This window comes from Sodalis sp. RH19, assembly GCF_047324215.1.
Lineage (GTDB): Bacteria > Pseudomonadota > Gammaproteobacteria > Enterobacterales > Enterobacteriaceae > Acerihabitans.
This window is the reverse complement of the sequence record NZ_CP178734.1, coordinates 4,326,339-4,350,104: the sequence shown is the minus strand read 5'-3', so window position 1 is coordinate 4,350,104 and position 23,766 is coordinate 4,326,339. Positions and strand designations below refer to the sequence as shown.

The following is a 23,766-nucleotide window of genomic DNA, read 5'->3' as shown; positions in this document are numbered from 1 at the left end:
ACCTATCTCATCAGCGATTTTACGTCATAATCATTGGTGAGATGGGCTCTTCATCAGCGGCGTGAAGCTTCGAAGTTTTGTTGCTTTTAAAGAGCACTCTTCGCTTGGTAGCCTCGCCCTCTGCGGGGCTAAGTTGTTTGTGTGAATCCTACGTGACAGGTTTTTTTTATGAGTGCGAATACCGAAGCTCAAGGAAGCGGGCGTAGCCTGGAAGTGGTAAAGTGGGCAGCGGTCGCTGTACTGCTGGTGGTTGCGATCGTCGGTAATTATTATTATCGTGATTTTAGCTTACCCCTGCGAGCGCTGGCTGTCGTACTGATTATCGCCATTGCAGGCGGTATTGCCCTGATGACAGTGAAAGGCAAATCGACCGTCGCGTTTGCCCGTGAAGCGCGTACCGAAGTACGCAAAGTGATATGGCCGACCCGCCAGGAAACGTTGCACACCACGTTAATCGTCGCCGCGGTGACCGCCGTGATGTCACTGATCCTGTGGGGACTGGATGGTATTCTGGTCCGTCTGGTATCGTTTATTACTGGCCTGAGGTTCTAAGATGTCCGAAGCTCCGAAGAAACGTTGGTACGTCGTCCAGGCGTTTTCCGGTTTTGAAGGTCGCGTATCGCAGTCTCTACGCGAACATATTAAATTGCACAATATGGAAGAGCTGTTTGGCGAAGTCATGGTGCCAACGGAAGAAGTCGTCGAAATCCGCGGCGGTCAGCGCCGCAAGAGCGAACGCAAATTCTTCCCGGGCTATGTGCTGGTACAAATGGTGATGAATGACGCCAGCTGGCATTTAGTGCGCAGCGTGCCCCGCGTGATGGGGTTTATCGGCGGCACATCCGATCGCCCGGCGCCTATCAGCGATAAAGAAGTGGATGCGATCATGAATCGCCTCCAGCAAGTGGGTGACAAGCCGCGGCCGAAGACGCTGTTCGAACCCGGCGAACTGGTGCGCGTCAACGACGGGCCGTTTGCCGATTTCAACGGCGTGGTGGAAGAAGTCGACTACGAAAAAAGCCGCCTGAAAGTGTCGGTGTCGATTTTCGGTCGCGCCACTCCGGTCGAGCTGGACTTCGGCCAGGTTGAGAAGGGCTGATAGCCGACCCCCTATCGATAATGATTAATGCTTGCTCAAGGCGCGAAATTGAACTAGAATTTCGCGCCTTTCGTTTTTATGTGCCCACGGGCATGTAATAGCTTATACACTGGGGAGCCTTAACCGGCGCTATCACCCGCTAGAGGAAATTCAAATGGCCAAGAAAGTACAAGCCTATGTAAAACTGCAGGTTGCAGCAGGTATGGCGAATCCAAGTCCGCCGGTCGGCCCAGCGCTGGGTCAGCAGGGCGTTAACATCATGGAATTCTGTAAAGCCTTCAATGCCAAGACTGAAAGCATTGAAAAAGGTCTGCCAATCCCGGTTGTTATCACCGTTTACTCCGACCGCTCTTTCACCTTCGTTACCAAAACCCCGCCGGCTGCCGTGCTGCTCAAGAAAGCCGCAGGCGTGAAGTCTGGTTCTGGTAAGCCGAACAAAGAAAAAGTCGGTAAAGTAACGCACGCCCAGGTTCGCGAAATCGCGGAAACCAAAGCGGCGGATATGACGGGTGCCGATGTGGAAGCGATGTCCCGCTCCATTGAAGGTACTGCTCGTTCCATGGGCCTGGTAGTGGAGGATTAAGAAATGGCTAAACTGACCAAGCGCATGCGTGTAATCCGCGACAAAGTTGATTCCACTAAGCAATATGACATCAACGAAGCCGTTGCGCTGCTCAAGGAACTGGCTACCGCCAAGTTCGTTGAAAGCATCGACGTTGCCGTAAACCTCGGGATTGATGCCCGTAAGTCCGATCAAAACGTTCGTGGCGCCACCGTCCTGCCTAACGGCACCGGCCGTACCGTGCGTGTAGCCGTCTTCACCCAGGGCGCCAACGTCGAAGCTGCCAAGGCAGCCGGCGCGGACCTGGTCGGTATGGATGACCTGGCCGATCAGATCAAAAAAGGCGAATTCAACTTTGACGTTGTTATCGCTTCCCCGGATGCCATGCGCGTCGTGGGCCAGCTGGGCCAGATCCTCGGGCCGCGCGGCCTGATGCCTAACCCGAAAGTGGGTACCGTTACCCCGAACGTCGCCGAAGCGGTTAAAAACGCCAAAGCCGGTCAGGTTCGTTATCGCAACGACAAAAACGGTATTATCCACACCACCATCGGTAAAGTGGACTTCGATACTGACAAATTGAGAGAAAACCTGGAATCCCTGCTGGTTGCGCTGAAAAAAGCCAAACCGACACAGGCCAAAGGCGTGTACATCAAGAAAATCAGCCTCTCCACCACCATGGGCGCAGGTCTGGCTATCGATCAAAGCGGTCTGGCAACGGTTGTTGCATAATTACCCCTTTGACTTGGGCGAAAGATTTGTCTAGAATCTAACGCCCATTGTTTCGTCATTGGCCGTTGTTTAGCCTGGACGAAAAAAAACAAGATTTTCGGTTGGAGCTTGGCCTTATCCAAGCCTCCGTCCAAGACCGCAGGTGCATATTACCTAAACTATTTCGAGGTGCAGGAAGGCGGCAACCAAGCGATCGCCAGTGGCTTACTTACGTAAGGGGCTGGAGTGAATGCGGGCAGCCAAGGCATTCGCAGTATGAAATAGAGCGGGTAAAATGCTTAATCGTCCTGCGTAGACGGTGACAGAAGCTGAATAACATATTCGTTTGCTGGATTCTGCTCACCGTGTTTAGCCGCTTATCGCCATTGTGGCGTTAAGCTAGTGAGTGTCGGGTGCTTTTCCCCGGCTAAATCCAGGAGCACAAGCTAATGGCATTAAACCTTCAAGACAAACAAGCGATTGTTGCTGAAGTCAGCGAAGTAGCCAAAGGCGCGCTGTCTGCTGTCGTTGCGGATTCTCGCGGCGTTACAGTAGGTAAAATGACTGAACTGCGTAAAGCAGGTCGTGAAGCCGGCGTATACATGCGTGTTGTTCGCAACACCTTGCTGCGTCGCGTCGTAGAAGGCACTCCTTTCGAATGCCTGAAAGACACGTTTGTCGGTCCGACCCTGATTGCATTTTCTCACGAACATCCGGGCGCTGCCGCTCGCCTGTTCAAGGCTTTTGCCAAGGAAAATGCCAAATTTGAGGTTAAAGCAGCAGCCTTTGAAGGCGAAGTTATCACGGCGGCCAATATCGATCGCCTGGCAACTCTGCCGACTTACGATGAAGCAATCTCACGCCTGATGTCGGCCATGAAAGAAGCCTCTGCAGGCAAATTGGTCCGTACACTGGCTGCACTGCGCGATCAGAAAGAAGCGGCTTAATTGGCCAACCCTTTCGGTTGTTATTGCGAACGTATAAACACTTTCTGAATTTTAGGAACTATTGTTATGTCTATCACTAAAGAACAAATTCTGGACGCAGTTGCAGAAATGTCCGTCATGGACGTCGTTGAACTGATCTCCATGATGGAAACCAAATTCGGCGTTTCCGCTGCTACCGCTGTTGCAGCTGCTGCCGGCCCGGCTGAAGTCGTTGAAGAAAAAACCGAGTTCGACGTTGTCCTGACCGCTATCGGCGGCAACAAGGTATCGGTTATCAAAGCCGTCCGTGCTGCTACCGGCCTGGGCCTGAAAGAAGCCAAGGATCTGGTTGAATCTGCTCCGGCAACCATGAAAGAAGGCGTGAACAAAGACGACGCCGAAGCACTGAAGAAAGCCCTGGAAGAAGCTGGTGCTTCTGTTGAGGTTAAGTAAGACCTCCCAGGTTGCAGCCTGAACCTAGGCTGATGGCTGGTGACTTTTTGGTCACCAGCCTTTTTGCGCTGTAGGGCGTCAGTGGGGTTTGACACGATTTAACCACTGGCCAACCCCAATATCTTTCTCTATCGACGACTTAATATATTGCACCTCCTGTCGAGCCTCCCTGGTTTAGCAAAGTGCGACGAAATGGTTTAAGAGTGATAGAAACAGGTATTGCGGAAGGGGAATTTTCTTTCCGAACGAGAGAAATTGTGTTGCATGACCTGTCCTTCTTGGGCGGACAGAGTGGGTCACTGATCAGCGAGCTGAGGAACCCTATGGTTTACTCCTATACCGAAAAAAAACGCATTCGTAAGGATTTTGGGAAACGTCCCCAAGTGTTGGACATCCCATATCTCCTTTCCATACAGCTTGACTCGTTCCAGAAGTTTATCGAGCAAGATCCGGAAGGGCAGTACGGACTAGAAGCAGCATTCCGTTCTGTGTTCCCCATCCAAAGCTACAGCGGCAATTCGGAACTGCAATACGTCAGTTACCGTCTGGGCGAGCCTGTATTTGATGTCAAAGAGTGCCAGATTCGTGGAGTCACCTTCTCCGCACCGCTGCGTGTAAAACTGCGCCTCGTGATTTACGAGCGTGAAGCACCGGAAGGCACGGTTAAAGATATCAAGGAACAAGAAGTCTACATGGGCGAAATTCCGCTCATGACCGATAACGGGACTTTTGTTATCAACGGGACCGAGCGTGTTATCGTCTCCCAGTTGCATCGTAGCCCCGGCGTATTCTTTGACAGCGATAAGGGCAAGACGCATTCGTCCGGTAAAGTGCTGTATAACGCACGTATCATCCCTTACCGCGGTTCCTGGCTGGATTTTGAATTCGATCCCAAAGACAACCTGTTCGTACGTATCGACCGTCGGCGCAAGCTGCCCGCGACTATCGTACTGCGCGCGCTTAACTTCACCACCGCGCAGATTCTCGATACGTTCTTTGACAAAGTCATTTATGAAATTCACGACAATAAACTGCAGATGGAACTGGTTCCTGAGCGTTTACGTGGTGAAACCGCTTCGTTTGATATCGAAGCCAACGGTACCGTCTATGTCGAAAAAGGCCGCCGTATTACCGCGCGTCATATTCGCCTGCTGGAAAAAGACGGCATCGATAAAATCCAGGTACCGGTTGAGTACATTATCGGTAAAGTGGTGGTCAAGGATTACATCGACGAAAATACCGGTGAAATCATTTGTCCGGCCAATATGGAACTGACGCTGGACCTGCTGGCGAAACTGAGCCAGGCGGGACATAAGCGTATCGAAACGCTGTTTACCAACGATCTGGACCATGGCTCGTATATCTCCGAGACCCTGCGCGTCGACCCGACCAGCGATCGCCTGAGCGCGCTGGTTGAAATCTACCGCATGATGCGTCCCGGCGAGCCGCCGACCCGCGAAGCGGCTGAAAACCTGTTCGAAAACCTGTTCTTCTCGGAAGATCGTTACGATCTGTCCGCGGTTGGCCGCATGAAGTTCAACCGGTCGCTGCTGCGTGAGGAAATCGAAGGCTCGGGCATCCTGAGCAAGCTCGACATCATTGAAGTGATGAAGAAGCTTATCGACATCCGTAACGGTAAAGGCGAAGTCGATGATATCGACCACCTGGGCAACCGTCGTATCCGTTCCGTGGGCGAAATGGCGGAAAACCAATTCCGCGTCGGCCTGGTGCGTGTCGAGCGTGCGGTGAAAGAACGTCTGTCCCTGGGCGATCTGGATACGCTGATGCCGCAGGATATGATCAACGCCAAGCCGATTTCGGCCGCGGTGAAGGAGTTCTTTGGTTCCAGCCAACTGTCGCAATTTATGGACCAGAACAACCCGCTGTCGGAAATTACCCATAAACGCCGTATTTCCGCGTTGGGCCCAGGCGGCTTGACCCGTGAACGCGCCGGTTTCGAAGTACGTGACGTGCATCCGACCCATTACGGCCGGGTATGTCCCATCGAAACGCCGGAAGGCCCGAACATCGGTCTGATCAACTCCCTGTCCGTCTATGCGCAGACCAATGAATATGGCTTCCTTGAGACGCCGTACCGCCGGGTGCGTGAAGATGTGGTCACCGATGAGATCCACTACCTGTCCGCGATTGAAGAAGGCAACTTCGTTATTGCCCAGGCCAATACCAATCTCGACGAAGAAGGCCATTTCGTCGATGATTTGATCACGTGCCGCAGCAAAGGCGAATCGAGCCTGTTCACCCGCGACCAGGTCGACTATATGGACGTCTCGACCCAGCAGATCGTCTCGGTGGGCGCGTCGTTGATTCCCTTCCTGGAACACGATGACGCCAACCGCGCCCTGATGGGTGCGAACATGCAACGCCAGGCCGTGCCGACCCTGCGCGCCGACAAGCCACTGGTAGGCACCGGCATGGAACGCGCCGTGGCCGTTGACTCCGGCGTAACCGCCGTGGCCAAGCGTGGCGGGACCATCCAGTATGTTGATGCGTCGCGTATCGTGATTAACGTTAACCCGGACGAAATGGTGGCCGGCGAAGCGGGTATCGATATCTACAACCTGACTAAATATACCCGTTCCAACCAGAACACCTGCATCAGCCAGATGCCGTGCGTGTCCTTGGGCGAACCGGTAGAGCGCGGCGATGTGCTGGCCGATGGCCCGTCCACCGATTTGGGTGAACTGGCATTGGGCCAGAATATGCGCGTGGCGTTCATGCCGTGGAACGGCTACAACTTCGAAGACTCCATTTTGGTCTCCGAACGCGTGGTGCAGGAAGATCGCTTTACCACCATCCATATCCAGGAATTGGCCTGCGTGTCGCGCGACACCAAGCTGGGGCCTGAGGAAATCACCGCCGACATCCCGAACGTGGGTGAAGCCGCGCTTTCCAAGCTGGATGAGTCCGGTATCGTGTATATCGGTGCCGAAGTGACCGGCGGCGATATCCTGGTGGGTAAGGTTACGCCGAAGGGCGAGACCCAGCTGACCCCGGAAGAAAAACTGCTGCGCGCCATCTTCGGCGAAAAAGCCTCCGACGTGAAAGATTCGTCGCTGCGCGTGCCTAACGGCGTTTCCGGTACGGTTATAGATGTGCAGGTGTTTACCCGCGACGGCGTGGAAAAAGACAAACGCGCGCTGGAAATCGAAGAAATGCAGCTTAAGCAGGTCAAGAAAGACCTGACCGAAGAGCTGCAGATTTTTGAAGCCGGCCTGTTTGCCCGTATCCATGACGTGCTGGTTTCCGGCGGCATCGAAGACGAAAAACTGTCCAAGCTGACCCGCGAACGCTGGCTGGAACTGGGTCTGACCGATGAAGACAAGCAGAATCAGCTTGAGCAACTGGCGGAACAGTACGACGAACTGAAAACCGTGTTCGAGAAGAAGCTGGAAGCGAAACGCCGCAAGATCACCCAGGGCGATGATCTGGCGCCGGGCGTGCTGAAAATCGTTAAGGTTTACCTGGCGGTGAAACGTCAGATCCAACCGGGCGATAAGATGGCCGGCCGTCACGGTAACAAGGGTGTTATTTCCAAGATCAACCCGATCGAGGATATGCCTTACGATGAAAACGGCGTCCCCGTGGATATCGTTCTGAACCCGCTGGGCGTACCGTCGCGTATGAACATCGGCCAGATCCTGGAAACCCATTTGGGCATGGCTGCCAAAGGCATCGGCGACAAGATTAACGCCATGCTTAAACGCCAGGAAGACGTGTCCAAGCTGCGCGAGTTTATCCAGAAAGCCTACGATCTGGGTGATGATGTGCGCCAGAAAGTGGATTTGACTACCTTCACGGATGACGAAGTGTTCCGTTTGGCTGAAAACCTGAAGAAGGGCATGCCCATCGCGACACCGGTGTTTGACGGCGCCAAGGAAAAAGAAATCAAGGAACTGCTGCAGTTGGGCGGCTTGCCGACCTCCGGCCAGATCACCTTGTTTGACGGCCGTACCGGTGAACAGTTCGAACGGCAGGTTACCGTGGGTTATATGTACATGCTGAAACTCAACCATTTGGTTGATGACAAGATGCATGCCCGTTCCACCGGTTCCTACAGCCTGGTTACCCAACAGCCGTTGGGTGGTAAGGCGCAGTTCGGCGGTCAACGCTTCGGTGAGATGGAAGTGTGGGCGCTGGAAGCCTATGGCGCCGCGTACACCCTGCAGGAAATGCTGACAGTTAAGTCGGATGATGTTAACGGTCGTACCAAGATGTACAAAAACATCGTGGATGGCAATCATACGATGGAGCCAGGCATGCCGGAGTCCTTCAACGTGTTGCTGAAGGAAATCCGCTCTCTGGGCATCAACATCGAGCTGGAAGAAGAGTAATTCACCCCCTATGGCTTTCAGCCAGCGCACCTGCGGCTTGAAAGACGATGGGGGATCAGCTTGGGTGCGTTCGCACCGGTAATAAGGGCGCCTGAGCGTTTCAGGCGCCTAACAGGTCTAACTCCGACAGGAGCCAATCCGTGAAAGATTTGCTTAAGTTTCTGAAAGCACAAACCAAGACCGAAGAGTTTGATGCGATCAAAATAGCTCTGGCCTCGCCAGATATGATCCGTTCCTGGTCGTTCGGCGAAGTCAAGAAGCCGGAAACCATTAACTACCGTACGTTTAAACCTGAACGTGACGGGCTTTTCTGCGCGCGAATCTTCGGGCCGGTAAAAGATTACGAGTGCTTGTGCGGTAAGTACAAGCGCCTGAAACACCGTGGCGTTATCTGTGAAAAATGCGGCGTTGAAGTCACTCAGACCAAAGTGCGTCGCGAACGCATGGGTCATATTGAGCTGGCCTCCCCGACCGCGCATATCTGGTTCCTGAAATCGCTGCCGTCCCGTATCGGCCTGCTGCTGGATATGCCGCTGCGTGATATCGAACGTGTGCTGTACTTCGAATCCTATGTGGTGGTCGAAGGCGGCATGACCAATCTGGAGCGTCGTCAGATCCTGACTGAAGAGCAGTATCTGGACGCGCTGGAAGAGTTCGGTGATGAATTCGACGCCAAGATGGGCGCCGAAGCGATCCAGGCCTTGCTGAAAAACATGGATCTGGAAGCGGAATGCGAAACGCTGCGTGAAGAGTTGAATGAAACCAACTCCGAAACCAAACGTAAAAAGCTGACCAAGCGTATCAAGCTGCTGGAAGCCTTTGTCCAGTCCGGCAACAAGCCGGAGTGGATGATCCTGACGGTGCTGCCGGTACTGCCGCCAGACCTGCGTCCGCTGGTGCCGTTGGACGGCGGTCGTTTCGCGACCTCCGATCTGAACGATTTGTACCGCCGCGTGATCAACCGTAACAACCGTTTGAAACGTCTGCTGGATCTGGCCGCGCCGGATATCATCGTGCGTAATGAAAAACGCATGCTGCAGGAAGCGGTGGATGCGCTGTTGGATAACGGCCGTCGCGGCCGGGCCATTACCGGTTCCAACAAGCGTCCGCTGAAATCCCTGGCCGACATGATCAAGGGCAAGCAGGGTCGTTTCCGTCAGAACCTGCTCGGCAAGCGCGTGGACTACTCCGGTCGTTCCGTGATTACCGTAGGCCCGTACCTGCGTCTGCATCAGTGCGGCCTGCCGAAAAAAATGGCGCTCGAACTGTTCAAACCCTTCATTTACGGCAAGCTGGAACTGCGTGGCCTCGCGACCACCATTAAAGCAGCCAAGAAGATGGTTGAACGTGAGGAAGCCGTCGTTTGGGATATCCTGGATGAAGTCATCCGCGAACACCCGGTACTGCTGAACCGTGCGCCAACCCTGCACCGTTTGGGTATCCAGGCGTTTGAACCGGTACTGATTGAAGGTAAGGCCATCCAGCTGCATCCGTTGGTTTGCGCGGCATACAATGCCGACTTCGACGGTGACCAGATGGCCGTGCACGTGCCGCTGACGCTGGAAGCACAGCTCGAAGCGCGCGCGCTGATGATGTCCACCAATAACATCCTGTCGCCGGCCAACGGCGAGCCTATCATCGTTCCGTCCCAGGACGTGGTATTGGGTCTGTATTACATGACCCGCGACCGTGTGAACGGTAAAGGCGAAGGCATGGTATTGACCGGGCCGAAGGAAGCCGAACGCATCTATCGCGGCGGCATTGCCGAGCTGCATGCGCGCGTTAAGGTGCGTATCACCGAGCATGCCAAGAACGAAGAAGGCGAATGGGTAGAGAACACCCACATCGTGGATACGACCGTCGGTCGCGCCATTCTGTGGATGATCGTGCCCAAGGGCCTGCCGTTTGCGCTGGTTAACCAGGCGCTGGGTAAAAAAGCCATCTCCAAGATGCTTAATACCTGTTACCGCGTGCTGGGCCTGAAGCCGACCGTTATCTTTGCCGACCAGATCATGTATACCGGTTTTGCCTACGCCGCCCGTTCGGGCTCGTCGGTAGGTATCGACGATATGGTTATCCCGGATAAGAAAGCGGGCATCATTGAAGAAGCCGAAGCCGAAGTGGCCGAAATCCAGGAGCAGTTCCAGTCTGGTTTGGTGACCGCGGGCGAACGCTACAACAAGGTGATCGATATCTGGGCCGCGGCCAACGAACGCGTTGCCAAGGCGATGATGGACAACCTGTCCACCGAAGCGGTGATTAACCGTGACGGCGTGGAAGAGCGCCAGGTTTCCTTCAACAGCATCTTTATGATGGCCGACTCCGGCGCCCGTGGTTCGGCGGCGCAGATTCGCCAGCTGGCGGGTATGCGTGGCCTGATGGCCAAGCCTGACGGCTCCATCATCGAAACGCCGATCACCGCGAACTTCCGTGAAGGCCTGAACGTGCTTCAGTACTTCATCTCGACCCATGGTGCTCGTAAAGGCTTGGCGGATACCGCGTTGAAGACCGCGAACTCCGGTTACCTGACCCGTCGCCTGGTCGACGTGGCGCAGGATCTGGTGGTGACCGAAGACGATTGCGGTACGCATGCCGGCGTGACCATGACCCCGGTCATCGAGGGTGGCGATGTTAAGGAACCGCTGCGTGAACGTGTATTGGGCCGTGTTACGGCTGAAGACGTTCTCAAGCCGGGTACCGCCGACATTCTGATGCCGCGCAATACGCTGCTGAACGAACAATGGTGTGACATCCTGGAAGAAAATTCCGTGGATATCATCAAGGTGCGTTCGGTCGTCACCTGCGAAACCGACTTCGGCGTGTGCGCGAACTGCTACGGCCGCGATCTGGCCCGCGGGCATCTGGTCAACAAAGGTGAGGCTATCGGCGTTATCGCCGCGCAGTCCATCGGCGAACCGGGCACCCAGCTGACCATGCGTACGTTCCATATCGGTGGCGCCGCCTCGCGTAACGCCGCCGAATCCAGCATTCAGGTGAAAAACAAGGGTACCATCCGCTTGAACAACGCCAAGTTCGTTGTCAATGGCGTGGGTAAACTGGTTATCACGTCGCGTAACACCGAACTGAAGCTGATCGACGAATTCGGCCGTACCAAGGAAAGCTATAAAGTGCCTTACGGTGCTGTTATGGCCAAGGGCGACGGTTCCGAAGTCCTGGGCGGCGAAACGGTTGCCAACTGGGATCCGCATACCATGCCTGTGATCACCGAAGTGAGCGGCTTTATGCGCTTCACCGACATGATCGACGGCCAGACCATTACCCGCCAGACCGACGAACTTACCGGTTTGTCTTCTATTGTGGTATTGGATACGGCGGAACGTACCGGTGGCGGTAAAGACCTGCGCCCGGCGCTGAAAATCGTCGATGCCAATGGCAATGACGTGCTGATCCCCGGTACCGATATGCCGGCGCAGTACTTCCTGCCGGGTAAAACCATCGTCCAGCTGGAAGATGGCTTGGCTATCACCGGCGGCGACACCCTGGCGCGTTTGCCGCAGGAATCGAGCGGTACCAAGGATATCACCGGTGGTCTGCCGCGTGTAGCCGACCTGTTCGAAGCCCGTCGTCCGAAAGAGCCGGCCATCCTGGCTGAAATCAGCGGTATTGTTTCTTTCGGTAAAGAAACCAAGGGCAAACGCCGCCTGGTCATTTCGCCGATCGATGGCAGCGATGCCTACGAGGAGATGATACCGAAATGGCGCCAGCTCAACGTGTTCGAAGGCGAACGCGTGGAACGCGGCGACGTGATTTCCGACGGACCGGAATCACCGCATGACATCCTGCGTCTGCGTGGTGTCCATGCCGTGACCCGTTACATCGTCAACGAAGTCCAGGATGTTTACCGTCTGCAGGGCGTTAAGATTAACGATAAACATATCGAAGTTATCGTTCGTCAGATGCTGCGCAAAGCAACCATCGTTAACGCCGGCGGCACCGACTTCCTGGAAGGCGAACAGGCTGAATACTCACGCGTCAAGATTGCCAACCGCCAGCTGGATGCGGACGGCAAGATTGAAATGACGTTTAGCCGCGATCTGCTGGGTATCACTAAAGCCTCGTTGGCCACGGAGTCCTTTATCTCCGCGGCCTCGTTCCAGGAGACAACGCGCGTGCTTACCGAAGCCGCCGTTGCCGGGAAACGCGATGAACTGCGCGGCCTGAAGGAAAACGTCATCGTCGGCCGGCTGATCCCAGCCGGTACCGGCTATGCCTACCATCAGGATCGCGCGCGCCGTCGCGCCTTGGGCGAAGTGCCGGTAGTACCGTCGGTCACCGCTGATGAAGCGTCCGCCAACATGGCGGAACTGCTTAACGCCGGTCTGGGTGGCAATAACGATAAATAATCGTTAATCCTTCCCCCTGACGTCCTATAAAACCGCCCTGACCGGGCGGTTTTTTTTTGCCTGGGTTTGAGTCATAGATTGAAGTTATTGGTATGAATTATATTAATGGTGACTAACTTAAATAGTGTTCTCTTTCAGAATACGAGTTTCTGGTAATTTAAATATCCGCCTTAATAATTCCCCTGAAATACATCATAATCTCATCAAGATGTTTTTATTTTTCCTGCAGATAATGTAATTCAAATAATTAATTTTCCAAAAAATATTAAGCTGCATTAACGACATAAGATAAGGAGAATTATGCATCGTTATTATAAATAAATTAAAAAGGAATTAGTGAAGCCATATCTGAATAATCACTATCCATGTAATAGCGCGCCCTGACGATTAATAGGAAAAATTCATGCCAGGAAAGCCCTCATACCCTACATCCGATCCTAAGAAATGTTCAGTCACCCGTACACCCGCCGACAACCGGCGTTTCCCATTATGGCGGCCCGTCGCCTGGGTGGCCATTGCCGCGCAGGCCGTGTTCCCACTCAGTATAGCATCTGCTCCAGCGACAGCCTTAGGACAACCGGAGTCCGCCGCGGTGGAGAATAAGATTGCCGTCCATGCGCTGTCGGCGGGGAATATGCTGTCAGAACAACCAAGCAATAAAGCGGCGCTCAATATGGCGCGTTCGGCGCTGGTAAGCGGGGCGGGCCATTATGCCAAAGACTGGTTTGATCAATTCGGCACCGTGCGGTTACAGCTCAATCTCAATGAGCGATTCAAACTGGACAATAGCGCGCTCGATCTCTTGGTGCCGTTATATGAAAACCAGGATGCTATGGTATTCATCCAAGGGGGCATACGCAATAACGATCACCGTAATACCGGTAATATCGGCGGCGGCGTGCGGACTTTTTACGGCGATTGGATGTACGGAGTGAATACTTTTTATGATAATGACTTTACCGGAAGAAATCGCCGGGCCGGGATCGGCGCGGAAGCCTGGACCCATTACCTGAAATTATCGGCCAACAGCTATTTTCGCTTGAGCAGTTGGCGCCAATCGCGGGATTTCGCGGATTATAACGAACGACCGGCCAATGGTTATGACCTGCGTGCCGAGGCTTTTCTGCCGTCGCATCCGCAATTGGGCGGCAAGCTGATGTATGAAAGCTATCGCGGCGACGAGGTGGCGTTATTTGGCAAAAACAATCGGCAAAGGGATCCCTATGCGTTTACCTTGGGGCTTAATTATACGCCGTTTCCGCTATTGACCCTAGGCGGTGAGCATCGCCAGGGTAAGAGCGGGCAGCATGATTCCCGTATCAACCTGCAAATCAATTACCGCCTGGGGGATTCGTGGCTTGACCAGGTGGACCCATCCGCCGTTGCGGCCGGGCGAACCCTGGCAGGTAGCCGTTATGATCTGGTGGAGCGCAATAATCATATCGTGCTGGACTATCAAAAGCAGGATGCTATCCGCCTGCTGATGCCGGAGCGATTGAACGGGAATTCCGGCCAACAGCTCACCATCACCGCCCAGGTTACCGCTACCCATGCCCTGGACCGCGTGGAGTGGAATGCTGCGGAATTGATCGCCGCCGGCGGTTCCATCACGCAATCGGCGCCCCATATCCTGGCGGTGACCCTGCCGTCCTATCTGCCCGCCGGCACGACAAATCGTTATACCATTGGTGCAACGGCCCATGATAAAAAAGGCAACGCTTCAAGCCCCGCCTATACCCAGCTTACGGTGACCGGTCTGGGCATCAGCCTGGCGTCGACGTCCACGACGGCAACGCCGGACAGGTTACCGGCGGATGGTGTTTCAACCAGCCTGCTATCAATCAGTCTTAGGGATGAAAGCCATCAGCCGTTGAGTGGAATGGCGGAGGCGCTGACGTTGGATATTACATTTGAACGCGGGGACGGCCAGGCTTTCGCCGCGGCAAGCGCCGGCGTAACCGGCGCGGCGCCGGTGGTGGGTGATATCAGTGAAACCGCCGCCGGTGTCTATTCGGCCACCCTGGCCGCCGGCAGCGATACCGGACGGACAGTCATTACGCCGATGATTCACGGACAAGCGTTGCAGCCAATCAGCGTTGTCTTGCTGTCGTTGGATCTGGATCATAGCCGATCGGGGTTTGATATCAGTCGCGACAATATTCTTGCCGACGGCGCCGAACAGGCGACGGTCGTCTTCAGCGCTAGGGATGGCGCCGGCAATGCCCTCACCGGCCTCGGTCCACGCTTAGTGTTTGCTATGACGGCGTTAGAGGGCGCCGTTTTGACCGAGATAGAGGAAGATAACGGTAGCTATAGCAGCGCTTTAAAGGGCACTCAACCGGGGACGGTGACCATTACGCCGGTTGTGGACGGCGTGAAGAGGGACGCCTTGGCGAAAACCGTCAGCCTGCGCGCGGCCCAGGCATACGAAGGCCACTCTGATTTCAGCGTGGGCGAAGATACGCTTACGGTGGGCGATGCCTTCACTGTCTTGCGCTTTATCGCCAAGGACAAGGACGGCAAGCTTGTCACGGCGCTGGGCGAGCGTTTGAAATTTATCGCTTTGCCGTCAGCGGGGATCTCGATTTCAGACATGGTGGAAACCGACGGGCATTATACCGCCCGGCTGAGCGGTATCGTGGCGGGCAGTATCGATATCGCGCCGTCAATCGACGGCCAGCAATTAAGCAACTTGGTGAAAGTGATAACCTTGACGCCAGGCCCGTTCAGCGAGCTTCATTCCGTATTCAGCATCAGCGGGGACCCGCTTAAAGCCAATGATGAAGATAGCGTAGAGCTTAAGCTGATACCGCGGGATGAATATGGCAACCTGACCAAAACAGTAGGCAATATTGATTTTCATCCTTCATCGTTAACGGGTTTCAGACAAGAAAATGCGCGGTTTGATGGTGAGGGGGCCTATGTCGCCCGATTGTTCGGCTCCGTACCGGGACACTATACGATAACGCCGTCGGTTGGAGGCGATCGCATGACGAGCCTGAGTAAGCCCATCACCCTGATCGCCTTGGCGGTGGATGCAGCCGAATCCGCCTTTGCAATCGATAAGGATACGCTGACGGCGGATAACACCGAGACCGCTACGCTGACCTTTAGCGCCAGGGATACGAGCGGCCGGGCAGTAGCCGGATTGGGCGCCCGGCTTGCTTTCAGCGCTTCGCCGGGAGATAACGTGACCCTCTCGCCTCTTAGCGAGAGTGATGGCACGTATACCGCCACCGTGCGGGGTACTAAACCCGGCATAGTCAGGGTCGCGCCCAAAGTGGACGGCGTCGAAATCAGCGAAATGGTAAAAGAGCTGAATTTCACTCCTGATAGCATTGAGTTAAAAGTCACAGTGGACAAGGCGCAGGCGCAAGCCGGCGAGCAGATTATGTTGACGGTGGACGCGACCTTGGGAGACGGTTCGCCGGCAGGCGATGTGCTCATCAATATCCATTCCCTTGGCGCCGTCAATCGGCAAAACAGGTCGGAAAGTGCCACGCTGTTGATTAACGATGCGCCAAAATATGAAGGCAGAGTGGCGATGGCGACGGGTAAAATCAGCATTCCGTTAACCGACCCCGTGGGGAAGGGGGTTAAAACCACTATTGAGGTTGTCGCACCCGGGGGGAAAAGTGTGACGCAAGACGTTATCTTTACCGTAGCCACCAGCCCGAACGTTCCGGCCGCCAATTATTATGGTCATATGGTAGAGTCCATCGGCGGTATCCAGCGCCCCAGGCTTACCTCAGAACTCACCGGCGGCTACAGCGAGAGTTTTAATCATGAAAATTGGGCAGTGGCGAGTTATTCACTGGCAAGCTCACACTGTAGATTGCCGTCCTTTACTTCTCTGCAGGCAGCCTATAGCACAATGCGCACGAGTGGATGGCCCTTATCCCCCGGCGGCTTTATTTGGTCTGGTACGGCATCCCCAATTGTTTTAGCCGGCCCGGCCGTCGAAGCTCTCAACAAACAGAACGGACTGAAATTGCTCATGGGGATATCAGGCGAGAACGCGGGATTTGTGGTGTGCGCCGATTAAAAATGTTCCGCTGCCCGGAGTAATCTAGGCTGGCGCTGATTAAGGCATACTTATCGGCGGGAATGATGATTGTCCCGCCGATAAATCAGATTAAAATCCTCGAAGTGCTCATCATCGTTTATTTAACCAGCGTCGGCGACCTGCCCAGATAATTGTCCCAATCCTTCCATACCGGTTGCAACCCGGCCTTTGTTACCATCCGCGCCACGGCCTGCGGCGAGCGGTTATCATGCGGCTCGAACTGCTCCAGCTCCGGCCGGCCGCCGGCATAACCGCCCGGTTGGGTCTTGGACCCGGCGCTGAGGCTGTTCACCATGATGGGCACCGCGTGATCGCGAAACCAGGGCGATTCCCGGGTGGACAACGACAGCTCTACGTCAGGGGCCAATAACCGGAAGGCGCACATCACTTGCAACAGCTGTGATTCATTCATCAGGGACGCAGGCGTAATGCCTCCGGCGCAGGGGCGCAGGCGCGGGAACGAAAGCGAATAGCGGCTTTGCCAGTAGGTCTTTTGCAGATACAGCAAATGCTCGGCCACCATATAGCAGTCTGTGCGCCAGTTATCCGACAATCCTATCAGCGCCCCCAGGCCAATCTTGTCGATTCCGGCCCGCGCCAGCCGATCCGGCGTTTCCAGCCGCCAGGCAAAATCCATTTTTTGCCCGCGCAGATGATGTTTTTGATAGGTTGGCTCATGGTAGGTTTCCTGATAAACCATCACCCCATCCAGGCCGAGGGTTTTCAACTCGGCGTAATCTTCCTGGGATAATGGCTGTACTTCCATCATCAGCGCGCTGAAATACCGGCGGATCAACGGCACGTAACGGCGGAAATAGTCCATGCCCACCTTGGTCTTATGCTCGCCGGTGACCAGCAGCAGATTATCAAAACCCATCGCCCGGATGGCCTCGCATTCCTGGATGATTTCCTGCTCATCCAGCGTCTTGCGTTTCAGGTGATTGCTCATGGAAAAACCGCAATAGGTACAATCATTGGCGCACAGGTTGGAAAGATAGAGCGGCAGATAAAACCCCACCACATTGCCGAAACGCTGGCGGGTCAGTTGCTGGGCACGCTGCGCCATGGGTTCAAGATAAGGCAGCGCCGCCGGTGACAGCAGCGCCATGAAATCCTGCCGGTCCAGGCGCGGGGCATTCAGCGCCCGCTCCACGTCGCGCGCGGTCTTGGCGTGGATTTGCAGTCCGGCGTCGTCCCAGCCGAGCCGGCGCCAGTGGTCAAGAAAAGATGTCATCAGGCCGCCCCCTCTTCCTGGGGATGGCGCAAAAATCCGGTTAGCGGGCTGGTGGCGCTGGCCTGGGTTAGCGTGGCGGCAAGCCCGGCCTCGCGCGCCAGGGCGCCGGCTTCCAGCGCCAGCCTGAACGCGCCGGCCATGGCCACCGGGTTGCGGGCCACGGCGATGGCGGTATTGACCAGTACCGCGTCGGCGCCCATTTCCAGCGCTTCCAGGGCCTGGCTGGGGGCGCCGATACCGGCGTCCACCACCACCGGCACGCCCGACTGTTCAATGATAATGCGCAGGAAATCGCGGGTGATCAAACCCTGATTGGAGCCGATCGGCGAACCTAGCGGCATCACCGCCGCACAGCCGGCCTCCTCCAGACGGCGGCATAATACCGGATCCGCGCCGCAGTAGGGCAAGACCACAAAACCTTCGCGCACCAGCTGTTCGGCCGCTTTCAACGTTTCGACCGCATCGGGCAGCAGGTATTTCATATCCGGATGGATTTCCAGTTTTATCCAGCGGGTGCCCAGCGCCTCGCGCGCCAGGCGGGCGGCGAACACCGCCTCCTCGGCGGTTTTTGCGCCTGAGGTATTGGGCAGTAACTTTACCCCTGCCTGGCGCAGGGCGGGCAGGATGGCGTCATTACCGCCGCGCAGGTCCACCCGGCGCATCGCCAGGGTGACCAATTGGCTGCCGGACGCGGCGATGGCTTGCCGCATTAATTCCGCGGTGGCGAATTTACCGGTGCCGGTAAACAGCCGGGACGTAAAAGTGGTATCGGCAATGGTTAACATGGTCAGCCTCCGGCAATGGCCTGGAAAAGTAAGATATCGTCGCCCTCGTTTACCGGCTGTTGGGCCCACCGGCTACGGGGAATAATGGTTTGATTGACCGCCAGCGCGCTGCCCTCGGGCGGGTGGCCGAGCAGCTCCAGCATGTCCAGCAGCGAGGGCGTGCCTGAAAGCGCGACGGGGGTATCGTTAAGGGTAATGTTCATAGCGCCTCTTCCCGCTGAACCGCCGCGGCGCACACCGGACAGCCGGCCGCGCGGGACAGGCGCAGGGTGCGCCAGTTCATCGACTTGCCGTCGAACAGCCGCAGCTGGCCGTCCAGCGTAGACGGCATGCCGCACAGGATTTTGATCGTCTCCAGGGCCTGCATGGCGCCCATGATGCCGACCAACGGCCCGAGCACGCCCGCGGTGCGGCAATTACGCCGCGGCTCGACGGCGTCGGGAAACAGGCAGGCATAACAGCCGTGCCGGTAGGGCGGCCGCAGCACCAGCAACTGACCGCTGAACCCCACCGCGCTGGCGCTGACCAGGGTTTTCCCCCGGCGGATACAGGCGGCATTGATGTCGTGACGGGTCTGCATATTATCACTGCAGTCCAGTACCATATCGGCCAGCGCCACCGCCTGATCGAGGTCATCCCCGGCCAGGCGCCGGCTCAGCGCGACATAATGGCCCAGGGGATTAAGCGCCTGCAGCTGCCGTAGCGCCGCCGCCGCCTTGGGCCGGGCGATATCCCCGGTGCGATAAAGGATTTGGCGCTGGAGATTGCTCACGTCCAGGTTATCGTCGTCGGCCAGCAGCAGCGTGCCGACCCCGGCGGCGGCAAGATAGAGCGCCGCCGGCGAACCCAGGCCGCCCAGTCCGGCGATCAGCACGGTTGCTGCGCTCAGATGCTCCTGGCCTCCGGGGCCTATCTCCTCCAGCAGCAATTGGCGGCTGTAGCGCAAAAAAGCCTGGTCGCTAAGCATTGCGCACCTCCCGGCCTTCGATTTTCCGCAATAACGTGGCGGTCGCCTGCCGCCAGTCGGCGGCCTTGGTGATGGCGCTGACCACCGCGATGCTGCCGACGCCGCAGCGCAGCACGTCGTCCACCCGATCGATACCAATACCGCCGATGGCCACGGTGGAGATGCCGGGCATGCCGGCCACCAGGCGTTTCAGTTCCGCCAGGCCCTGCGGCTGTGACGGCATGGCTTTGGTCTGGGTAGGGAAGATATGGCCGAGCGCGATATAGGATGGCTGTAGCGCCAAAGCGCGGGCCAGTTCGCTATCGTCGTGGGTGGAAAGACCGAGTCGCAATCCGGCGCGCTGGATGACGGCCAAATCCGCCGTAGCCAAATCCTCTTGTCCCAGGTGCACGCCATAGGCGCCGTGTTTAACCGCCAGCCGCCAATAATCGTTGATGAAAATCCGGGCGCGGTATTTCCGTCCCAGCAAAATCGCGGCCTCGATATCCGGTTCGACCCGGTCTTCCGGCTGGTCCTTGATGCGCAACTGCAGCGTGGCGACGCCGGCGTCCAGCAGCCGGACCAGCCATGCCAGCGAATCCACTACCGGATAGAGCCCGAGCCTGGGCTCGGTCGCCGCAAAGGGCGCGTCGGGCGCGATCATTTCGCCACCCCCGTATCCTCAGGCGCAAGATAGATTTCCCCGCCGCTGGCGCGAAACGCCGACGACATCTCCGCCATGCCGCTTTCCCGTACCTCAATCGCCTGGGCGGCGGCATAATCCCTGACCTCCTGGGAGATTTTCATCGAGCAGAATTTCGGACCGCACATGGAGCAAAAATGGGCTACTTTGCCGGATTCCTGCGGCAGCGTTTCATCGTGATAGGCGCGGGCGGTGGCCGGATCCAGGGCCAGATTAAACTGGTCCTCCCAACGGAATTCAAAGCGTGCCTTGGACATGGCGTTATCGCGTATTTGCGCCCCGGGATGGCCTTTGGCCAGATCGGCGGCGTGAGCGGCGATTTTATAGGTAATAAGCCCCTGCTTAACATCTTCTTTGTTCGGCAGGCCCAGATGCTCTTTCGGCGTGACGTAGCACAACATCGCACAGCCGAACCAGCCGATCAGCGCGGCGCCGATGCCGGAGGTAAAATGGTCGTAACCCGGCGCGATATCGGTGGTCAGCGGCCCCAGGGTATAAAACGGCGCTTCGTGGCAATGCTCCAGCTGTTCGGTCATGTTGCGCCGGATCATCTGCATGGGAACATGGCCAGGGCCTTCGATCATCACCTGCACGTCGTACTCCCAGGCAACTTTGGTCAATTCGCCCAGGGTATAGAGTTCGGCAAACTGCGCTTCGTCGTTGGCATCCTGGATGGAGCCGGGACGCAGGCCGTCCCCGAGGGATAATGAGACGTCGTAGTCGGCGCAAATCTGGCAAATATCGCGAAAATGCTCGTACAGGAAGCTTTCCTGGTGATGCGACAGGCACCATTTGGCCATAATGGATCCGCCGCGCGACACGATGCCGGTCAACCGTTTGGCGGTCATCGGCACGTAACGCAACAGCACGCCGGCATGGATGGTAAAATAGTCCACGCCCTGTTCCGCCTGCTCGAGCAAGGTGTCGCGAAAGCATTCCCAGGTCAGGTTTTCCGCCACGCCGTTGACTTTTTCCAGCGCCTGGTAGATGGGCACCGTGCCGATGGGCACCGGACTGTTGCGCAGGATCCACTCGCGGGTTTCATGGATATAGCGGCCGGTGGACAGGTCCATCACCGTATCCGCTCCCCAACGGGTCGCCCAGACCAGCTTCTCGACCTCTTCCTCAATGGATGAACTGACGGCCGAGTTGCCGATATTGGCGTTGACCTTGACCAGGAAATTGCGGCCGATAATCATCGGCTCCGACTCCGGATGGTTGATATTGGCGGGGATAATGGCACGACCGTCGGCCACTTCCCGGCGCACGAACTCCGGGGTAATATCCGGCGGCAAATGCGCGCCGAAGCTCTGGCCGGGATGCTGTTGCAGCAATACGTCGCCGCGGATGCGTTCGCGGCCCATATTTTCCCGCAGGGCGATAAACTCCATTTCCGGCGTAATGACGCCGGCGCGGGCATAATGCAATTGCGTGACGCGCCGGCCGGATTTGGCGCGCCGCGGCGTATGGCTGGGGGCGAAACGAACCTCATCCAGGCCCTCGTCGGCCCGGCGTTCGCCGGTATAACGCGAGCTTAGGCTGTTCAACGCCTCGCTGTCCCCGCGCTGCTCAATCCAGCCCGAACGCAGGCGGTGAAGGCCGGCGCGCACGTCTATCTCTGTCGCCGGATCGCCATAGGGTCCGGCGGTGTCGTATACCGGCACCGGCTCGTTTTCTTCGTAGCGCGGCGTTTTGCCGTTGCCGCCGATAAGCGTGGGGCTAAGCGCGATCTCCCGCATCGGCACCCGGATGTCGGCGCTGTTGCCCTGGAGATAAATACGCCGGGAGTTGGGGAAGGCTTCGCCTTTCAGACGATGGATGAATTCCTGCGCCTGGGCGCGCTGCTCACGGCGGGAAGGGGTGGTTTTGGATAACGACATAGCAATTCCTCACAATAAACGGGAAAATTGCTTGTCAGGAGCGCTACGGGAGTAATGAGGCCGGGCTTTGAATTTAGCAAAATAGACTATAAATCAAAGCGTTGCTTTACTCTTGTTCCCTTCGCAGGTATTAACCCGATCAGGTTCCGCGGATCCCGAATTAACGGTCTCAGCCTGGCGTAATGTACGCGCTAGGCACTCCGACAAGATATAGCGGCCCGTGAAGGACCGGTTACGACTTACTGCTTACCGCAAAATTACGCCAGACGCGATACGTCCGGATTATTGGCGGCCGGCACCGAGGCCAGGTAGTCCGCTTTATATTCCAGCGCCTGCTGGATCAGTTTGTCCTCCAGGGCAAAACGCGTGGCCAGGGCCTCGCCCACGCCGGAAAGCGCCTGTTGGAACTCCATACAGTTATCATGATCGATGGCCGTTTCCAATTGGCTATCATAAAATGCCATGATTTGTTTGGTATTTTCCTGCAACGCCGGATACAACTGGGTACTGATGATTCTTTTGCTGCTGCTGGTATCGTCCGCGTCCTGAACGATACGATCGTAGATATGGAAATGGCCGGCGGAAAGGTAGTCCACCAGTTTATGGCAAAAGTCGTCCAGCGCGTTTTCGTCCAGGGGAGTATGCTTTTCTTTATTGGGCTTAAGACCGATGAGATGGTAATACGCAATGAGCAACTTCCTGCGGGCCAGTATCCACTGATCGATCAGTTCGTTACTGCCGCCAACGCGTTGAGCCAGAATGTCCAGCTGGTTTAGCATGATTGACTCCGATGTAATAAAGTAACGCTGCGTTACTCATCAATTAAAGCTAATTTCTAGCTTGCCAGTGAATAAGAGGTAGTGCAACTAAAATGGAACAAGAACTCAACGGTAGCGAAAATGGCTGGTGGATCGTCAGCCAGGACAGCAAATTGTGGTTACCCAAGGGGGAACTGCCATTTGGAACGGCATCGGCCTGGTCACTTCAAGGATTGACAGCGACGCTTATCGGCGAATGGGAGGGGTCGCCCGCCTGGCTGGTACGCCACGCCATGCCCCGGGATATGGGCTCGGTGCGCCAGATCATCGATAGCGACCCAGGCTTGTTCCAACTGGCGGGCCGGGGCGTGCAACTGGCGGAGTTTTATCGTTCCCATCGCTATTGCGGCTACTGCGGCCATGAGATGCGCGTCAGTAACCGGGAATGGGCCTGCCTGTGCGATCATTGCCATGAACGGTATTATCCGCAAATCGCGCCCTGTATTATCGTGGCGATCCGCCGCGGCGACGATATCCTGCTGGCCCAGCATACCCGCCATCGCGGCGGCATTTACACGGTGCTGGCCGGTTTTGCCGAGGTGGGGGAAACCCTGGAGCAGACCGTGGCCCGCGAGGTCATGGAGGAGACGCGGATTAAGGTGAAAAACGTCCGTTATGTCACCTCGCAGCCCTGGCCTTTCCCGCATTCGCTGATGATGGCGTTTATGGCGGAGTACGCCGGCGGCGAAATCACCCCCGATCATAATGAAATCCTTGATGCCGGCTGGTACCGTTATGACGCGCTGCCCCTGCTGCCGCCGCCCGGCACCGTGGCCAGGCGCTTAATTGAGGACACGGTCGCGCTCTGCCGCGCCGATCGGGAAAATGACGGCCCGCATGCTACACTCCATTCATAACTGCAAGGGAATC

At 56.4% G+C, this 23,766-nt stretch carries 17 protein-coding genes and 1 riboswitch; of the genes, 10 read left to right on the top strand and 7 right to left on the bottom strand.

Annotation, left to right across the window (positions count from 1 at the left end; all coding sequences use genetic code 11):
• Nucleotides 1-168: 168 nt before the first annotated feature.
• The 9 genes from secE to ACL2XF_RS19515 all read left to right on the top strand — a co-directional run bounded on the left by secE (nucleotide 169) and on the right by ACL2XF_RS19515 (nucleotide 16,509).
• Entirely contained in the window at nucleotides 169-552 is a 384-nt protein-coding gene (secE, locus tag ACL2XF_RS19555; RefSeq protein WP_410012672.1) for a preprotein translocase subunit SecE, read from the top strand.
• Between the two features lies 1 nt (nucleotide 553).
• Entirely contained in the window at nucleotides 554-1,099 is a 546-nt protein-coding gene (gene nusG, locus ACL2XF_RS19550) for a transcription termination/antitermination protein NusG (protein WP_410012671.1), read from the top strand.
• Nucleotides 1,100-1,253: 154 nt separating this feature from the next.
• Nucleotides 1,254-1,682 carry a 50S ribosomal protein L11 gene (gene rplK / locus ACL2XF_RS19545; RefSeq protein WP_162368658.1) on the top strand — a complete coding sequence of 143 codons (429 nt, stop codon included), beginning with the start codon at nucleotides 1,254-1,256 and terminating at the stop codon, nucleotides 1,680-1,682.
• 3 nt (nucleotides 1,683-1,685) lie between these two features.
• On the top strand, nucleotides 1,686-2,390 hold the full coding sequence (gene rplA / locus ACL2XF_RS19540) for a 50S ribosomal protein L1 (protein WP_162368657.1): 705 nt from the start codon (nucleotides 1,686-1,688) through the stop codon (nucleotides 2,388-2,390).
• 428 nt (nucleotides 2,391-2,818) lie between these two features.
• On the top strand, nucleotides 2,819-3,316 hold the full coding sequence (gene rplJ / locus ACL2XF_RS19535) for a 50S ribosomal protein L10 (protein ID WP_162368656.1): 498 nt from the start codon (nucleotides 2,819-2,821) through the stop codon (nucleotides 3,314-3,316).
• 66 nt (nucleotides 3,317-3,382) lie between these two features.
• A complete protein-coding gene (gene rplL, locus ACL2XF_RS19530) occupies nucleotides 3,383-3,748 on the top strand; it encodes a 50S ribosomal protein L7/L12 (protein ID WP_410012670.1) in 366 nt (121 codons plus the stop codon).
• A 323-nt stretch (nucleotides 3,749-4,071) separates the two neighbouring features.
• Nucleotides 4,072-8,100, top strand: a complete 4,029-nt coding sequence (rpoB, locus tag ACL2XF_RS19525) for a DNA-directed RNA polymerase subunit beta (protein WP_410012669.1) — start codon at nucleotides 4,072-4,074, stop codon at nucleotides 8,098-8,100.
• Nucleotides 8,101-8,240: 140 nt separating this feature from the next.
• Nucleotides 8,241-12,464: a DNA-directed RNA polymerase subunit beta' gene (gene rpoC, locus ACL2XF_RS19520; RefSeq protein ID WP_410012668.1), complete on the top strand. Its 4,224-nt coding sequence runs from the start codon at nucleotides 8,241-8,243 to the stop codon at nucleotides 12,462-12,464.
• 592 nt (nucleotides 12,465-13,056) lie between these two features.
• Nucleotides 13,057-16,509: an inverse autotransporter beta domain-containing protein gene (locus ACL2XF_RS19515; RefSeq protein WP_413727392.1), complete on the top strand. Its 3,453-nt coding sequence runs from the start codon at nucleotides 13,057-13,059 to the stop codon at nucleotides 16,507-16,509.
• Nucleotides 16,510-16,627: 118 nt separating this feature from the next.
• Here ACL2XF_RS19515 and thiH read toward each other — a convergent pair whose 3' ends face one another.
• The 7 genes from thiH to rsd all read right to left on the bottom strand — a co-directional run bounded on the left by thiH (nucleotide 16,628) and on the right by rsd (nucleotide 22,857).
• A complete protein-coding gene (gene thiH / locus ACL2XF_RS19510) occupies nucleotides 16,628-17,764 on the bottom strand; it encodes a 2-iminoacetate synthase ThiH (protein WP_410012666.1) in 1,137 nt (378 codons plus the stop codon).
• Nucleotides 17,764-18,549, bottom strand: a complete 786-nt coding sequence (locus ACL2XF_RS19505) for a thiazole synthase (RefSeq protein ID WP_410012665.1) — start codon at nucleotides 18,547-18,549, stop codon at nucleotides 17,764-17,766. The genes thiH and ACL2XF_RS19505 overlap by 1 nt, the downstream gene beginning before the upstream one ends.
• A 2-nt stretch (nucleotides 18,550-18,551) precedes the next feature.
• Entirely contained in the window at nucleotides 18,552-18,752 is a 201-nt protein-coding gene (gene thiS / locus ACL2XF_RS19500) for a sulfur carrier protein ThiS (protein ID WP_410012664.1), read from the bottom strand.
• Complete coding sequence (locus ACL2XF_RS19495) at nucleotides 18,749-19,516, bottom strand: HesA/MoeB/ThiF family protein (protein WP_413727391.1); 768 nt, start codon at nucleotides 19,514-19,516, stop codon at nucleotides 18,749-18,751. The genes thiS and ACL2XF_RS19495 overlap by 4 nt, the downstream gene beginning before the upstream one ends.
• Nucleotides 19,509-20,159: a thiamine phosphate synthase gene (gene thiE / locus ACL2XF_RS19490; protein ID WP_413721821.1), complete on the bottom strand. Its 651-nt coding sequence runs from the start codon at nucleotides 20,157-20,159 to the stop codon at nucleotides 19,509-19,511. The genes ACL2XF_RS19495 and thiE overlap by 8 nt, the downstream gene beginning before the upstream one ends.
• Nucleotides 20,156-22,078 carry a phosphomethylpyrimidine synthase ThiC gene (gene thiC / locus ACL2XF_RS19485; RefSeq protein WP_410012661.1) on the bottom strand — a complete coding sequence of 641 codons (1,923 nt, stop codon included), beginning with the start codon at nucleotides 22,076-22,078 and terminating at the stop codon, nucleotides 20,156-20,158. The genes thiE and thiC overlap by 4 nt, the downstream gene beginning before the upstream one ends.
• A gap of 99 nt (nucleotides 22,079-22,177) precedes the next feature.
• Nucleotides 22,178-22,291, bottom strand: a riboswitch (TPP riboswitch).
• A 44-nt stretch (nucleotides 22,292-22,335) separates the two neighbouring features.
• Complete coding sequence (rsd, locus tag ACL2XF_RS19480) at nucleotides 22,336-22,857, bottom strand: sigma D regulator (protein ID WP_410012660.1); 522 nt, start codon at nucleotides 22,855-22,857, stop codon at nucleotides 22,336-22,338.
• Nucleotides 22,858-22,949: 92 nt separating this feature from the next.
• Between rsd and nudC the strand changes: the two genes are divergently transcribed.
• Complete coding sequence (gene nudC / locus ACL2XF_RS19475; RefSeq protein ID WP_410012659.1) at nucleotides 22,950-23,753, top strand: NAD(+) diphosphatase; 804 nt, start codon at nucleotides 22,950-22,952, stop codon at nucleotides 23,751-23,753.
• The last annotated feature ends 13 nt before the right edge of the window (nucleotides 23,754-23,766 follow it).

Coding starts and splice junctions, on each gene's coding strand:
- secE (WP_410012672.1), top strand. CDS start 169: ATGAGTGCGAATACCGAAGCTCAAGGAAGCGGGCGTAGCCTGGAAGTG.
- rplL (WP_410012670.1), top strand. CDS start 3,383: ATGTCTATCACTAAAGAACAAATTCTGGACGCAGTTGCAGAAATGTCC.
- thiE (WP_413721821.1), bottom strand. CDS start 20,159: ATGATCGCGCCCGACGCGCCCTTTGCGGCGACCGAGCCCAGGCTCGGG.
- rplA (WP_162368657.1), top strand. CDS start 1,686: ATGGCTAAACTGACCAAGCGCATGCGTGTAATCCGCGACAAAGTTGAT.
- rplK (WP_162368658.1), top strand. CDS start 1,254: ATGGCCAAGAAAGTACAAGCCTATGTAAAACTGCAGGTTGCAGCAGGT.
- thiH (WP_410012666.1), bottom strand. CDS start 17,764: ATGACATCTTTTCTTGACCACTGGCGCCGGCTCGGCTGGGACGACGCC.
- rpoB (WP_410012669.1), top strand. CDS start 4,072: ATGGTTTACTCCTATACCGAAAAAAAACGCATTCGTAAGGATTTTGGG.
- nudC (WP_410012659.1), top strand. CDS start 22,950: ATGGAACAAGAACTCAACGGTAGCGAAAATGGCTGGTGGATCGTCAGC.
- thiS (WP_410012664.1), bottom strand. CDS start 18,752: ATGAACATTACCCTTAACGATACCCCCGTCGCGCTTTCAGGCACGCCC.
- ACL2XF_RS19505 (WP_410012665.1), bottom strand. CDS start 18,549: ATGTTAACCATTGCCGATACCACTTTTACGTCCCGGCTGTTTACCGGC.
- rplJ (WP_162368656.1), top strand. CDS start 2,819: ATGGCATTAAACCTTCAAGACAAACAAGCGATTGTTGCTGAAGTCAGC.
- ACL2XF_RS19495 (WP_413727391.1), bottom strand. CDS start 19,516: ATGCTTAGCGACCAGGCTTTTTTGCGCTACAGCCGCCAATTGCTGCTG.
- rsd (WP_410012660.1), bottom strand. CDS start 22,857: ATGCTAAACCAGCTGGACATTCTGGCTCAACGCGTTGGCGGCAGTAAC.
- thiC (WP_410012661.1), bottom strand. CDS start 22,078: ATGTCGTTATCCAAAACCACCCCTTCCCGCCGTGAGCAGCGCGCCCAG.
- nusG (WP_410012671.1), top strand. CDS start 554: ATGTCCGAAGCTCCGAAGAAACGTTGGTACGTCGTCCAGGCGTTTTCC.